A 14,549-nucleotide genomic window follows, 5' to 3' on the forward strand; every position below is an offset into this window, starting at 1 on the left:
GAAGGGGAGAAGGTTGGGATGAGGGGTGCGTTGCGTAGCAACGTACTTTTGCGATGCATCCCCCTCACCCTAACCCTCTCCCCCAAGGGGAGAGGGAATATTTGAATGCTCACCTTCACCAATACGCAACATGTCCGCGGTACGCCCATCCCGTTCCAGCTTGCCTTGCTTGAGCGTCAGCAGGCGATGATCCATGCGTGAAATCAGCTCGTGATCATGGCTGGCGATGAGCACCGAGACCCCCACCTGATTGAACTGCTCGAACAGCCCCATGATCTCTTTCGACAGCTCCGGGTCGAGGTTGCCGGTGGGCTCATCGGCCAGCAGCAGCGGGGGACGGTTGACCACCGCGCGGGCGATGCCGACACGCTGCTGCTCACCGCCAGACAGGGTAATCGGCATCAGCCGCTCCTTGCCCAGCAACCCCACCTTGTCCAGCGCCGCGCGCACCCGTCGGCCCACCTCGCTCTGGTGGTAGCCGGCGATGATCAGCGGCAGGGCGACGTTGTCATACACGGTGCGATCGTAGAGCAGGTTGTGATTCTGGAACACCACGCCGATCTTGCGGCGCAGCGCGGGGATGTGGCGGCCCTTGAGGCGTGTAAGATTCTGGCCGTCGATGAGCACGTTGCCGCGCGAGGCCCGCTCGATGCACGCGATCAGCTTCAGCAGGCTGCTCTTGCCAGCGCCGGAGTGCCCGGTGAGAAAGGCCATCTCTCCCGCCTGCAGATGAAAGCTCACCCCCGTCAGGGCCTCGTGGCCGCCGGGGTAGCGTTTGGTGACGTTATCGAACTTAATCATTTAGAGGCAGGGTAAAGGGTAAAGATGAAAGAGAAAAGTCGGTTCATTTTTTGTAGGGTGCACCCCAGTGGGCATAAAGGCATTGGCCACCATTCGGTGGATTGAAAACCTATTTTGGTGGGCGGTGCCCACCCTACACACTGCGCCGGAGTAACGAAAAAATAAAATCATCGTTTTTTTACTTTCATCTTTACTCTTTGATCTTTTATCTGCATTTCCCCTTTACTCTTTCATCTGCATTAAAGCATCCACAAATTCATCCGCGTTAAATGGCCGCAGGTCGTCGATGCCTTCGCCGACGCCGATGAAGCGGATCGGCAGGCCGAGGCGTTTGGCGACGGCGAAGATGACGCCACCCTTGGCGGTGCCGTCGAGCTTGGTCAGGGTAATGCCGGACACGCCCACGGCGTCGCGGAACTGTTCGGCCTGCACTACGGCGTTCTGGCCGATGCCGGCGTCCAGCACCAGCATCACCTCGTGGGGGGCGGTTTCGTCGAGCTTGGTGATGACCCGTTTGACCTTTTTCAGCTCTTCCATGAGGTTGGCCTGGGTGTGCAGGCGGCCGGCGGTGTCGGCGATGAGCACGTCGATGCCCCTGGCCCTGGCGGATTGCACGGCGTCGAAGATCACTGAGGCGGAATCGGCCCCGCTCTGCTGGGCGACCACGGGAATCTCATTGCGCCGGCCCCACTCCTGCAGCTGCTCGACGGCGGCGGCACGAAAGGTATCGCCCGCCGCCAGCATCACCGACCGGCCCTCGTTCTGCAGCCGCTTGGCCAGTTTGCCGATGGTGGTGGTCTTGCCCGCACCGTTGATGCCCACCATCAGGATCACATACGGTTTGGCGCTGATATCGACCTCCAGTGGTGCCGAGACCGGGGCGAGGATCGCCGCCATATCCTCCCGCAGCGCGGCGAACAGGGCATCGGCGTCGGCCAGCTGCTTGCGCTGGATGCGCCCGGTGAGACCGGCGACGATCTGCTGGGTGGCCTCCACGCCCACATCCGAGGTCAGCAGCAGGGTCTCGATCTCATCCAGCACCTCGTCGTCGATGGCCTTTCTGCCCAGCACCAGATCGGCGAGGCCATCGGTGATGCCGCTGCGGGTACGGCTGAGGCCGGCCCTGAGGCGCGCGAACAGGCCGGGTTTATTCGTGGTCACGCTCGCGGCGGATTCCGGCGCGCTGGCTTCTGCCGTATCATCGACCGGCGCCGTTTCCGGCGCGTCCTGGGTCGGCGTTGCCTTGCTCGAATCGGGTCTGTTTTTTTTGAAACCAAACATGGGATTTTAGGGTCAGAGTGATGGATTTTTGGGCGGCCCCTGCGTGCCTGCTGATATCAGGGCAATTCGCTGGGGTCCGGTAAATTCGGTAGACTATCCTACCACTCGCGGACACGGGACGTCAGCTGTGAATAAGGGGACGACCCGGCGCAGAGCGTCATTCGATTGGCATCAACCGCCGTCACGCCGAAACACCGTCAGCACGTCGACCGCGAATCGAACCAGTAAAGCACGTTGAACGACCACATCGAGAGGCTTATGAATCCATTGCTAAACAGACAGACCATCACCATTGCGCTGATGGCCGTGGCACTTGCCGGCTGTGTCACCACCACTGCCAGGCTCGACACGGATACCAGCGCTGCCACCCACAACGCTGACACCGAAATCGTCGCCGCCCGGGAGGGCCACATCACCTCCAGCAACGGCGTGCACGAATACCAGCTCGCCAACGGGCTGAAGATCCTGGTCAAGGAGGATCGCCGCGCCCCCATCGTGGTATCGCAGATCTGGTACAAGGTAGGTTCGAGCTACGAATCCAACGGCACCACCGGCGTGGCCCACGTGCTGGAACACATGATGTTCAAGGGGACGCAGAAACTCGGGCCGAACGAATTCTCGCGCATCATCGCCGCCAATGGCGGGCGCGAAAACGCCTTCACCGGCCAGGACTACACCGCCTATTTCCAGCAGCTGGAAAAGAGCCGCCTGCCCATCAGCTTTGAGCTGGAGGCCGACCGCATGGCCAACCTCAATCTGCGCGCCGAGGATTTCGCCAAGGAGGTGCAGGTGGTCATGGAGGAACGCCGCATGCGCACCGAGGACAAGCCCCGCTCGCTCACCTACGAACACTTTGCCGCCACGGCCTTCGTCAACAGCCCCTATCACCACCCCATCATCGGCTGGATGAATGACCTGGAAAACATGACCGTGGACGACATGCGCAATTGGTACCGCGACTGGTACGCGCCCAACAACGCGACCCTGGTGGTCGCCGGCGACGTGAATGCGAGCGAGGTGTTTGAGCTGGCCAAAAAGACCTACGGCCTGGTCAAGGCCCGCCCGATTCCTGTGGTGAAGCCGCAAAACGAATTCGAGCAGCGCGGCATTCGGCGCATCACCGTCAAGGCGCCGGCCCAGGTACCGTACATGATCATGGGCTACAAGGTGCCGGTGGTGAAGACTGCCGAGACCGACTGGGAGCCCTACGCGCTGGAGATGCTGGCCAACGTGCTGGATGCCGGCGAAAGCTCGCGCTTTTCCAGACAGCTGGTGCGCGGCCAGCAGGTCGCCACCGGCGTGGGCGCCGGTTATGATATCTATTCACGGTTAGACGAACTAATGATATTCGATGGCACGCCGGCCAGCGGCAAGTCAGTGGATGATCTCGAACAGGCCATCCGCGCGCAGATCGAGACCCTCAAAACCGAACTGGTCAGCCAGGCAGAGCTGGACAGCATCAAGGCACAGGTGGTCGCCAGCAAGGTCTACGAAAAGGATTCCCTGTTTTATCAGGCCATGCAGATCGGCACCCTGGCCACGGTCGGGCTGGACTGGCAACTGATGGACCAGTTTGTCGAACGCCTGCGCGCGGTCACCCCGGAACAGGTGCAGGCCGTCGCCAAAAAATATCTGCTTGATGATCGCCTGACCGTGGCGGTGTTGGAGCCACAGTCCACGCCTGTCGCCGCCAATGGAGGCCATGCACATGCCCAGTAAATCCACCCACAAAAATAATCGCCTGACATCAATGGCAATACTCACGCCTTTGCGGCGGCTCACCGAGGATAAAATAATTAAACCCTCTATTACGTTTACCGCCTTGCTGTTCTGCATGGCGCTGGTGAGCACAACCGCCGGCGCCAATCCCGACATCGCACACTGGACCACGCAAAACGGTGCACGGGTCTATTTCGTCCCCGCGCCTGAGCTGCCCATCGTCGACCTACGGATTATCTTTGATGCCGGTGCGGCACGCGATGAAACCGATCCGGGGCTCGCGGTAATGACCAACGGCCTGATGGCCGAGGGCGCGGGCGGCCTCTCCGCCGATCAGCTGGCCGAGCAATTTGAATCCATCGGCGCGCAGTTCAGTAACAGCGCCCAGCGTGACATGGCCATTCTCAGCCTGCGCACCCTGTCGGAAAAGGCGGTGTTTGATGCGGCGGTTAAAACCCTCACCACCATCCTCACCCAGCCGGACTTTCCGCAGGACGCCTTTGAGCGTGAGCGCAGCCGTCTGCTCACCACCCTCAAGCGGCATCAGCAGATGCCCGACACCCAGGCGGATGAGGCCTTTTACAATGCGCTTTACACCGGCCACCCCTACCGTACGCCGCCCACCGGCACCGAGGCCAGCATCAGCGCTCTGAACACGGCAAAGTTGCGGGCCTATTATGAAAAATATTACGTGGCCCGCAATGCGGTGCTGGCCATTGTCGGCGATCTGTCGCGCGCCGAGGCCGAGGCCCTGGCGGAGACGGTCATCGGCAGGCTGCCGGCAGGTCAGCCCGCCGCCGAACTGCCACCGGTTGCGCCACTCGCCGAGGCTCAGGAGATTCGCATCAATCATCCCTCGGCGCAGACCCATATCCTGGTCGGCCAGCCCGGCCTGAAACGCGGCGACCCTGACTATTTCGCGTTATACGTCGGCAATCACATGCTAGGCGGCAGCGGGCTGGTGGCCAGACTCTCCAACGAGATCCGGGAAAAGCGCGGCCTCGCCTACAGCAGCTACAGCTACTTTCTGCCGATGCGCGAGCTTGGCCCCTATACCGTTGGCCTGCAGACCAAGAATGAATCTGCCGAGGAGGCGCTGACGGTGCTGCGCGAGACCATCGCCACGTTCGTTCAACAAGGGCCTAGCGCAGAGGAACTGGATGCCTCGAAGAAAAACATTACCGGCGGTTTCCCGCTGCGCATCGCCAGCAACAAAAACATCATCGACTACATCGGCATGATCGGTTTCTACCAGTTGCCGCTGGACTACCTCGACACCTTTAACCAACAGGTGCAGGCGGTCACGGTCGACGACATCAAACGGGCCTTCCAGCAACGCATCCAGCCGCAGCGGATGGTGACGGTGATGGTGGGCGGCAAGGTTACTGACGATAAAAACTGAGACCGTTACCAGACGAATTACCAAGCAACCGTAAAACAACAATAATAGAGAGAGCTCTGTTCATGACCCAGATCCAGTTACAGATCCTAGACCCCCGTATCGGCAAGCAGATCGACCTACCCCACTACGCCACCGGCGGCTCCGCCGGCATGGATCTACGCGCCTGCATCGATGAGGCGCTGGTGATCCAGCCCGGCGAGACCCACCTGATTCCCACCGGCATCGCCATCCACATCGGCGACCCCGGCCTGGCGGCCGTGTTACTGCCGCGCTCCGGGCTGGGCCACAAGCACGGCATCGTGCTGGGCAACCTCACGGGGCTTATCGATTCTGACTACCAGGGGCAGCTGTTTGTCTCCTGCTGGAATCGCGGCGACACCGCCTTCACCATCAACCTGGGGGAACGCATCGCGCAGATGGTATTTGTGCCGGTGGTGCAGGCCAGCTTTGAGATTGTCGACAACTTTGATCAGAGCGATCGCGGCGCGGGTGGCTTTGGTCATACGGGGCGGCATTGATCCGTAACTAATCAATCCGGCCGGAAAAGCTGGTATTCTACGCGGGCATCGCTACACGGGGGTGCCCGTTTTTTTTTGCGCCGAACACGATCGCATCCTGGGTATCCGCAACACGCACTACCAACACGAATGACCAACACAGGACGTCACATGAGTACTGCTTCGCTCGACCCCACCCTTTTCAAGGCCTATGACATTCGCGGCATCGTGGACAAAACCCTCACCGAGGAGGCCGTGTACTGGATCGGGCGAGCCCTGGGCGCCGAGGCCGAGGCCCGTGGCGAACAACACATCTACGTCGCGCGGGACGGCCGCCTGTCAGGCCCGAGCTTGATCGCCGCCCTCAGCCGCGGGCTGATCGACGCCGGTCGCGACGTCACCGATCTCGGCATGGTGCCCACGCCGGTGCTCTATTATGCCGCCTACGAACTCGGCTCCGGTTCCGGCATCATGATCACCGGCAGCCACAACCCGCCGGAATACAATGGCCTGAAAATGGTGCTCGGCGGCACCACCCTGTCAGGCGAGGACATCCAGCGGCTGCGCCAGCGCATTGAGCGGGGTGAGTTCAGCGAGGGCCGGGGCACACGGTCATCTGACGATGTGGTCGGCCAGTACATTGCCAGGATTACCGCTGACATCAAGCTGGCCCGGCCCCTGAAGGTCATCGTCGACTGCGGTAACGGCGTAGCCGGCGTGGTCGCGCCACAGCTACTGCGCGCGCTGGGCTGCGAGGTCATCGAGCTGTTCTGCGAGGTCGACGGTACCTTCCCTCACCATCACCCCGACCCCAGCAAACCGGAAAACCTGCTCGACCTGAAACAGGCACTGGCCGGACTCCCCCCCGCACAACAGGCCGACATCGGCCTCGCCTTCGACGGCGATGGCGATCGTCTGGGGGTGGTGACGCCCACCGGCAAGGTGATCTGGGCCGATCGGCAGATGATGCTGTATGCGCAGGATGTGCTGTCGCGCAATCCGGGCGCCGAGATCATTTATGACATCAAGTGCACCACCAACCTGCACAAGATCATCGAACAGGCCGGCGGCAAGGCCACCATGTGGAAGACCGGTCACAGCTTCGTCAAGGCCAAGCTCAAGGAAAGCGGCGCGGCACTGGCCGGCGAAATGAGTGGCCACATCTTTTTCAAGGAACGCTGGTACGGTTTCGACGACGCCACCTACACGGCATCACGCCTGCTGGAGATTCTCGCTAAAGATGTCAGACCGGCCGATGACATTTTCAACGCCTTGCCCGACAGCATCAACACGCCTGAATTGAATATGGGCACCGCCGAAGGTGAAAACCATCCATTGGTCGACAAACTGATTCAAACGGCAGATTTCCCCGATGCCAAAATCACCACCATCGACGGACTACGTGTGGACTTCGAGGATGGCTTCGGATTGGTGCGCGCCTCCAACACAACACCCTGTTTAGTCTTTCGCTTCGAGGCCACGAATGAAAATGGCCTGAGACGAATCCAGGATGACTTCCGCAAGCTGCTGAAAACACAGATTCCTGATGCCGAGCTGCCTTTTTGAATTACAATTAAGACCAAAACCTGATATCTAAAAAAGGGTATCAGCGGCTATTTGACGCTGGGCGGCAACCCGTTGAGAATTTTGTTTTCTGGCATGTTTTTCATTCCACTTCGTTAGCGGAATAATTTATTAGCATGCTGCCACTTTAAATGTCTTTCAAGGTTCCTTTTGAAACAGACCTACTCACGCGACCCTGTTATTAATCGCTCCTTAAAACATTCCGTTCGCGATGGTGCGGCTTATGCGGTGATGTCAGGCACTGGCGAAACCTATTTTTCGGCCTTCGCCATTTTCCTCAAAGCATCCACCGCCCAGATCGGTTTTCTAGCGTCAGTCCCTCTCTTGCTCGCATCATTTGCCCAGCTATTGTCTGCCTGGCTCGGGCACATCTATGGCAATCGAAAAATTATTATTTTGATTGGCGCAAGCCTACAGGCATTGATCTGGATTCCGATTGCGTTATTGCCATTTTTTCCGACAGATCATTCAGTAGAAATATTTATCACCTGCATCATTCTCTATTATGCTTTTGGCAATCTGGTTGCGCCGCAGTGGTCAAGCCTGATGGGAGAACTGGTGACAGAAAAAAAACGCGGCCGCTTCTTTGCACGTCGCACCCGCATCTCAAGCATGATGTCATTCTTCTCTTTAGTCTCGGCCGGCTTACTGTTGCATTATTTTGATGACAACATGGCAACTAAAACGGGTTATCTAATCATCTTTAGTGTTGCCTTTATTTCCCGCCTGATCTCTGTATATCATTTGTCAAAAATGTATGACCCACCAGGCCATGTCGCAGCCATTGAAGTACCTGTTGAAAAAACCACCTGGAAACAATTAACGCAATCACAATTTGCCGGTTTTTCATCGTACTTTGCACTGATCCAGTTTTGCGTCGCCATTGCCTCACCTTTTTTTTCAATTTATCTGTTACGTGATCTCGGTTTTAGTTATATCGAATTCATGGCCTGCATGGCATCCACTGTACTTCTGCAGTTTCTCACGCTTAACCGCTGGGGCCGCATATCGGATATATTTGGTAACAGGGTAATACTGAGCCTGTGTGGCAGCCTGATCCCCTTCGTTCCTTTATTGTGGCTTTTCTCAACAAACTTTAGTTACCTGCTTGTGGTCCAGGCATTCGGCGGAGCTATCTGGGCCGGCTTTACATTAAGCGCAAGTAATTTTCTCTACGACCTGATTCCACAAAATAAACGTGCTACCTATATGGCCTCACACAATGTGCTGGCGAGTATTGGTGTCTTTTTTGGGGCGTTACTGGGCGGTTATTTAGGAACTGTGATGCCTGAAAAATATAGCGTGCTCGGCTATGAAATAAATTTGGTCAGCCAACTGTATAATGTTTTTATTCTGTCGTTTGTTCTACGTTTGATTACGTCATTTCTACTGATCCCACGATTAAAAGAAACTCGACGCGTTAAACCGGTCACAATTAGAAGATTGGTATTTAGAGTTGTCCGTTTTAATCCCTTATCGGGCCTGAACTTTGAAATCATCAGTAGTCGGCGGAAATCACCCTGACAAACCCCGCGTGATAGGGATGACGTAACATTCCCAGCCTGGCCCGTCCAAAGGCCACGCTCTTGCGCCCTACGAATTGCATCTAATAAAATACCCCTATGTTAGTGATCCCAAACCTCAGACCCGTTACACTACCTCTATGACTCTAAACGCCAAATCCGCAATGAATGTCGCCCACGTGCTGACCGAGGCGCTGCCTTATATACAGCGTTTCTCCGGCAAGACCATCGTCATCAAATACGGCGGCAACGCCATGGTAGATGATGACCTGAAAAACAGCTTTGCCCGGGACATCGTGCTGATGAAGACGGTGGGCATCAATCCCGTCGTGGTGCACGGTGGCGGCCCGCAGATCGGCAAATTGCTGGCGCGCATCGGCAAGGAGACCGCGTTTGTGCAGGGCATGCGGGTCACCGATAGCGAGACCATGGACGTGGTGGAGATGGTGCTGGGCGGGCTGGTGAACAAGGAGATCGTCAACCTTATCAACCAGCGAGGCGGCTGCGCCATCGGCCTCACCGGCAAGGACGGTGACATGATCCGCGCCCACAAACTCACCTTTGAACAGTCCGCGCCCGAGATGAACGCCTCGGAGATCGTCGACATCGGCCATGTGGGCGAGGTCACCAGCATCGATCCCTCGGTGGTGAACATGCTGGTCAGCGGCAACTTCATTCCGGTTATCGCCCCCATCGGCGTGGGCCAGGACGGCCAGTCCTACAATATCAATGCCGACCTGGTGGCCGGCAAACTGGCGGAGACCCTGCGCGCCGAAAAGCTGATCCTGCTCACCAATACCGCCGGCCTGCTGGACAAGGACGGCGAGCTGCTCACCGGCCTGGGCACCGACCGGGTCAACGAACTGATCGCCGATGGCACCATCCATGGCGGCATGCTGCCCAAGATCCGCTGCGCACTGGAGGCCGTTCAGGCCGGCGTCAGCGCCGCGCACATTATCGATGGTCGGGTACAACATGCGGTGATGCTGGAGATCTTTACCGACGAGGGTGTCGGCACCCTGATTCGTTCGCGCAATAGCTAGTGTTGCACGCTAGCCGGCACATCCCTTCTGGAGTCATCAACCGTGACCGATAAATCTCCTCGCGCCCAACAGATTCTCGAGGCCCTGGCCCGCCAGCTGGAAAACCATCCCGGTGAGCACATCACCACGGCCGCGCTGGCCAGGGCGGTGGGGGTCTCCGAGGCCGCCCTGTATCGCCACTTCCCCAGCAAGGCCCGCATGTTTGAGGCGCTGATCGAATTTATCGAACACAGCGTGTTTGGCCTGATCACCCGCATTCTCGACGAGCACGATACTGCCAGCGCACGCTGCGAACACCTGCTTACCATGCTGCTGAGTTTTTCCCTGCGCAACCCCGGCCTGACCCGCATCCTGGTGGGTGATGCGCTCACCGGTGAACACGAGCGGCTACGGCTGCGGATCACCCAGTTCTACGACCGGCTGGAAACCCAGCTAAAGCAGATCCTGCGCGAGGCTGAAGGCAAAAACCAGTTACCGGTCGGCCACCCCTCCACCGCCATCGCCAACCTGCTGCTGGCCATCGCCGAGGGGCGCATGAATCAGTTTGTGCGCAGCGGGTTCCGGCAGTCGCCACTGGAACGCTGGGACCAACAGTGGCAGTTACTCGTCGGCACGCTGTTTCCCACGCCCCGCTAGACCGCGCCCGACCCCACAACCGTCATCCCCTCCCCCGTGGACTGGCTCAACCACTTACTACTGTTTCTTATCTCCCTGGTCGCCAATATATTTTCTGCCTTTGCCGGCGGCGGCGCGGGCCTGCTGCAATTTCCCGTGCTGATCTTTCTGGGCCTGCCGTTCGGCGTCGCCCTGGCGACACACAAGGTGGCCAGTGTGGCGCTGGGCATCGGCGCCACACTGCGCAACCTGCGCGAAGGCGGTCTGCAGCGTCGCCTGACCCTGTTCATTACCGCCTGCGGTGTGCCCGGCGTCATTATCGGCGCCAGCGTGATCCTGTTTGTGCCCGACCGCAGCGCCGAAATCGCGCTGGGCCTGCTGACCGTTTCCCTCGGCCTGTATTCATTCTTCCAGCCGCAGCTGGGACAACAGCCGCGCACCACGAACCAGAGCCTGCAACACTATGCCATCGGGGGTGTCGTGTTATTTTTCATCGGCATCCTGAACGGCTCGCTCACCTCCGGCACCGGCCTGTTCGTCACCCTTTGGCTGGTGCGCTGGTTCGGGCTGGATTACAAACGCGCCGTGGCCCACACCCTGGTGCTGGTCGGGCTGTTCTGGAATGGCAGCGGCGCCATCACCCTGGGCCTGATCGGTGACATACAGTGGGACTGGCTGCCGGCCCTATTGGCCGGCTCACTGCTGGGCGGCTATATCGGCGCACACCTCGCCATCACCCGGGGCAATCGCTGGATCAAGCATACTTTCGAGGCCATCACCCTGGCCGTGGGCCTGAAACTGATCATCGGTTGAAAGATTCGGGCCATCCTTTCCTATATCTCAAAAATATACCCGCAACAAAAAGGCCGACAATCCGATTGCCGGCCTTTTGTAGTTAGTTGCTATGGTTAGCTGCTGTGGTTAGCTGCTGTGGTTAGCTATTTTAGCCTGTGACCGAACGAATGTCCCTTGTCGATCATCAACCCCTATACCAACATCAAAAATTGTACACCAGGGTCACGGCAGTCTCCGTGTCGGTCTTCTTGATACCGACCGGCACATCCGAGGTATTTTTTATCGTATAGGTGATCTTTGTCGCCAGGCTGCCATTGATCTGCGCCGACAGGGCGGTCACGGATTTTGTGATCGTCACATCTTCACCCACCTCGGTCGAAAAGTTCTCGGTAAACTTGCTGGTCCCGGAAATATCCCAGGCCAGGTTGGCGGCACCGCGCACCATCAGCTCATCTTCACTGCCGCCGTGTTCCAGCTTGCTCTGGCGCGCACCGGGGCCGATTTCGAGATCCAGCTTCAGATCGGGATTATCAATAATGCGTCGACCATAACCCAGCGCCTCGGTGACGCGGTAGTCGTAACCACTGAAGCGATCGTTTTCATAGGCCAGCAGCGCAAACAAATAATTTTGCGGGCCGAACTTGTAATTGCTCTGCCCAGTAATGGCATAGCGTTCCGCCGTGGTGGTACCGTGATCCGAGCTGGTCAGGGAATCAAAGCCCAGCGTATGCCGCCATTTCTCCCGCTCGGTTTCCGCCTTGGCCTTGGCACTGGTGGTTTTCGTTTTGGTATTACCCGTGGTATTGACGATACCCAGTTCAACACTGCCCTTCCAGCTTCCATCGCCAGGTGCCGTCTCCGCCATGGTGTCAGTGACGACAAGGCCTGACAGACATAGCACCGAGAGTGCGCCGATCACTCTATTCTGTTGCATCGGTTTTTCCTTTTTATCCATCCGTGATTCGTAAAATATATACTAGTGTTGCGAACCGGAGATAGCGGAACAAATGCAACAGATGGATTTTTTCGTCAGGCTAGGCGCAGACCCGCAGCCGTATGGGGTATACGGCAAGGGGCTGCAACGACGCATGGCGGAAAAAGACGCTGTTTCATGTTTCGTTATTTCCGGTTCGCAACACCAGATCCGGCAGATACCTAAACACCATATTTGTCCCGGTAGGCCTGGATCGCCGCCAGGGCATCAGCCTGGTCACTCTTGTTGCTGAGGAATTCAACCAATTGTAGCAAACCGACGATACTGGCCACCTTCAGGCCATAATCACGCTCTACCTCCTGAATCGCCGAGACCTCACCCTGGCCGCGCTCCTGACGATCCAGGGCGATCACCACGCCGGCCGGCTGTGCGCCCGCCGCCTGGATAATCTCCACCGACTCACGCACCGAGGTGCCGGCTGATATCACGTCATCGATAATCAATACGCGGCCCTTGAGCTCGGCGCCGACAATCAACCCACCCTCGCCATGGTCTTTGGCCTCCTTACGATTAAAACAGTAGGGAACGTCGCGTCCGTGCTGATCCGCCAATGCAATCGCCAGACTCGCCGCCAGCGGGATGCCCTTGTAGGCCGGGCCGTAAATGGTGTCGAACGCCAGGCCCGAATCGATAATCGCCTGGGCATAAAAACGCCCCAGACGGGCCAGGCTGGCGCCGGTGTTGAACAGCCCGCTATTGAAGAAATAGGGGCTGACGCGCCCGGACTTGAGCGTGAATTCGCCAAACCGCAGCACGCCAACGTCGATCGCAAATTCAAGAAATTCCTGTTGATAATCTTGCATGGCCGCTTCCCGTTAGACAGTTCATTAAGGTGGCATATTGTAGCCCATCTGCCCGCACAACATTAAGCCCTGCCGCTGAAGCTGCGGTATAATCCGTCGCATTAATAGATATCAGGACTTTGCATGAAAATTATCAGCGCCAATCTCAATGGCATACGCTCCGCTCACAAAAAGGGCTTTTTCCAATGGCTGCACACCCAGCAGGCCGACGTCATCTGCCTGCAGGAGACAAAGGCACAGGAGCATCAGCTCGACCCCGATGTGTTTTATCCCGAGGGTTATCACTGCCACTATTTTGATGCCGAAAAAAAGGGCTATAGCGGTGTGGCCATCTATGCCCGGCAAAAACCGCTACGCGTGATTCGCGGACTGGGCGAGGGCTTTGAAGACATGGATGCCGAGGGTCGTTTCATTCAGGCGGACTTTGCCCAGCAAGACGGCAACACGCTCAGCGTGATCTCGCTCTACCTTCCCTCCGGCTCCTCCAGGGAAGAGCGCCAGCAGATCAAGTTCAGCTTTATGGATCGCTTCACCGACACGCTCAAGGCCATGCACCGCAAAGCTCATGAATTTGTGATCTGCGGCGACTGGAATATCGTGCACCGGGAAATCGATATCAAGAACTGGAAAAGCAATCAGAAAAATTCCGGCTGTCTGCCCGAAGAGCGTGCCTGGCTGGACCAGCTGTTTGGCCCGTTGGGTTTTAGCGATGCCTTTCGGGTGGTGAATCAGGAGGCCGGCCAATATACCTGGTGGTCAAACCGCGGCCAGGCCTGGGCCAATAATGTCGGATGGCGTATCGACTATCAGGTGATTACCCCGGGCCTGAGGGAGCGGGTGTTAAATGCCAGCATCTATAAGGCTGAACGTTTCTCAGATCACGCGCCACTGATTATTGAGTATCGCTAGCCAGACATTCCCGATAACCATCAATAGCTAACTATCAATAGCCAGCACCGCGAGCGTTTTGACGGCTGTTATTCGATGCGGGCGCCGGGGTTTTTATCCGCGCGCCTACTGGGTATAAAATTTCTGGCGGAACTCCACGACGACAGGCTTGGCGCTGCCCTCGGGCAAAACCTGCAGGACAAAATCCAGCATTTCTTCATGCGCCACATGAAATTCGCTCACGTAGTAGATCGTGTCCCCCTCGTCAATCTCCCGCACCTTGAAGGTACGGAACTGACCGGTCAGATTGCTGGCGCTGGCGGTGATATTTGCCCGCACCGGTTTTTCCACGCCCTTTGACTCATTCTTCATCACGGAGACGGTTATCATGCCGCGGTTTTTACTGCGGACGATATTGTAGGCCTCGGCCATCGCCGGCTGCAGGGTATCGGTATTAAAGGCGTTGTAGTGCACCGTGTATTCGCCAAATACCTGGGGCTCTCCGGCCACGGCGGAGTGACACATCACGACGATGGCGCTGACGGCCAGCAGGATTAACAGGGATATCTTTTTCATCATCGCAGCACCTTTCGCACCCTAAAGG

Annotated in this window: 14 protein-coding genes; 9 read left to right on the forward strand and 5 right to left on the reverse strand. The window is 57.7% G+C overall.

Annotation, left to right across the window (positions count from 1 at the left end):
• Positions 1-69 precede the first annotated feature (69 nt).
• Positions 70-801, reverse strand: coding sequence for a cell division ATP-binding protein FtsE (gene ftsE, locus RRB22_04005; GenBank protein ID MDT8383556.1), 732 nt, complete (start codon positions 799-801; stop codon positions 70-72).
• A 222-nt stretch (positions 802-1,023) separates the two neighbouring features.
• The gene (gene ftsY / locus RRB22_04010; GenBank protein ID MDT8383557.1) at positions 1,024-2,082 is read right to left on the reverse strand and encodes a signal recognition particle-docking protein FtsY; all 1,059 of its coding nucleotides are present in this window, start codon (positions 2,080-2,082) and stop codon (positions 1,024-1,026) included.
• A gap of 258 nt (positions 2,083-2,340) precedes the next feature.
• On the opposite strand from ftsY, the gene RRB22_04015 reads away from it, so the two are divergent.
• The 8 genes from RRB22_04015 to RRB22_04050 all read left to right on the forward strand — a co-directional run bounded on the left by RRB22_04015 (position 2,341) and on the right by RRB22_04050 (position 11,278).
• Entirely contained in the window at positions 2,341-3,801 is a 1,461-nt protein-coding gene (locus tag RRB22_04015) for a pitrilysin family protein (protein ID MDT8383558.1), read from the forward strand.
• Positions 3,791-5,203 (forward strand): pitrilysin family protein, encoded by a 1,413-nt coding sequence (locus RRB22_04020; protein MDT8383559.1) that lies wholly within the window; start codon positions 3,791-3,793, stop codon positions 5,201-5,203. The genes RRB22_04015 and RRB22_04020 overlap by 11 nt, the downstream gene beginning before the upstream one ends.
• A 62-nt stretch (positions 5,204-5,265) precedes the next feature.
• A complete protein-coding gene (gene dut / locus RRB22_04025) occupies positions 5,266-5,721 on the forward strand; it encodes a dUTP diphosphatase (protein MDT8383560.1) in 456 nt (151 codons plus the stop codon).
• A 150-nt stretch (positions 5,722-5,871) separates the two neighbouring features.
• Entirely contained in the window at positions 5,872-7,266 is a 1,395-nt protein-coding gene (locus RRB22_04030) for a phosphomannomutase/phosphoglucomutase (GenBank protein ID MDT8383561.1), read from the forward strand.
• A 168-nt stretch (positions 7,267-7,434) separates the two neighbouring features.
• On the forward strand, positions 7,435-8,808 hold the full coding sequence (locus RRB22_04035; GenBank protein MDT8383562.1) for an MFS transporter: 1,374 nt from the start codon (positions 7,435-7,437) through the stop codon (positions 8,806-8,808).
• Positions 8,809-8,947: 139 nt separating this feature from the next.
• Complete coding sequence (gene argB, locus RRB22_04040) at positions 8,948-9,850, forward strand: acetylglutamate kinase (protein MDT8383563.1); 903 nt, start codon at positions 8,948-8,950, stop codon at positions 9,848-9,850.
• 42 nt (positions 9,851-9,892) lie between these two features.
• The gene (gene slmA, locus RRB22_04045) at positions 9,893-10,486 is read left to right on the forward strand and encodes a nucleoid occlusion factor SlmA (protein ID MDT8383564.1); all 594 of its coding nucleotides are present in this window, start codon (positions 9,893-9,895) and stop codon (positions 10,484-10,486) included.
• Between the two features lie 36 nt (positions 10,487-10,522).
• The gene (locus tag RRB22_04050; protein ID MDT8383565.1) at positions 10,523-11,278 is read left to right on the forward strand and encodes a sulfite exporter TauE/SafE family protein; all 756 of its coding nucleotides are present in this window, start codon (positions 10,523-10,525) and stop codon (positions 11,276-11,278) included.
• 184 nt (positions 11,279-11,462) lie between these two features.
• Here RRB22_04050 and RRB22_04055 read toward each other — a convergent pair whose 3' ends face one another.
• A complete protein-coding gene (locus tag RRB22_04055; protein MDT8383566.1) occupies positions 11,463-12,194 on the reverse strand; it encodes a DUF481 domain-containing protein in 732 nt (243 codons plus the stop codon).
• 221 nt (positions 12,195-12,415) lie between these two features.
• A complete protein-coding gene (gene pyrE / locus RRB22_04060; protein ID MDT8383567.1) occupies positions 12,416-13,057 on the reverse strand; it encodes an orotate phosphoribosyltransferase in 642 nt (213 codons plus the stop codon).
• Positions 13,058-13,180: 123 nt separating this feature from the next.
• On the opposite strand from pyrE, the gene RRB22_04065 reads away from it, so the two are divergent.
• Positions 13,181-13,966 (forward strand): exodeoxyribonuclease III, encoded by a 786-nt coding sequence (locus RRB22_04065; protein ID MDT8383568.1) that lies wholly within the window; start codon positions 13,181-13,183, stop codon positions 13,964-13,966.
• A 105-nt stretch (positions 13,967-14,071) separates the two neighbouring features.
• Here RRB22_04065 and RRB22_04070 read toward each other — a convergent pair whose 3' ends face one another.
• Positions 14,072-14,524 (reverse strand): DUF4426 domain-containing protein, encoded by a 453-nt coding sequence (locus tag RRB22_04070; GenBank protein MDT8383569.1) that lies wholly within the window; start codon positions 14,522-14,524, stop codon positions 14,072-14,074.
• Positions 14,525-14,549: the final 25 nt, after the last annotated feature.

The sequence above is a fragment of the Gammaproteobacteria bacterium genome (assembly GCA_032250735.1).
Lineage (GTDB): Bacteria > Pseudomonadota > Gammaproteobacteria > SZUA-152 > SZUA-152 > SZUA-152.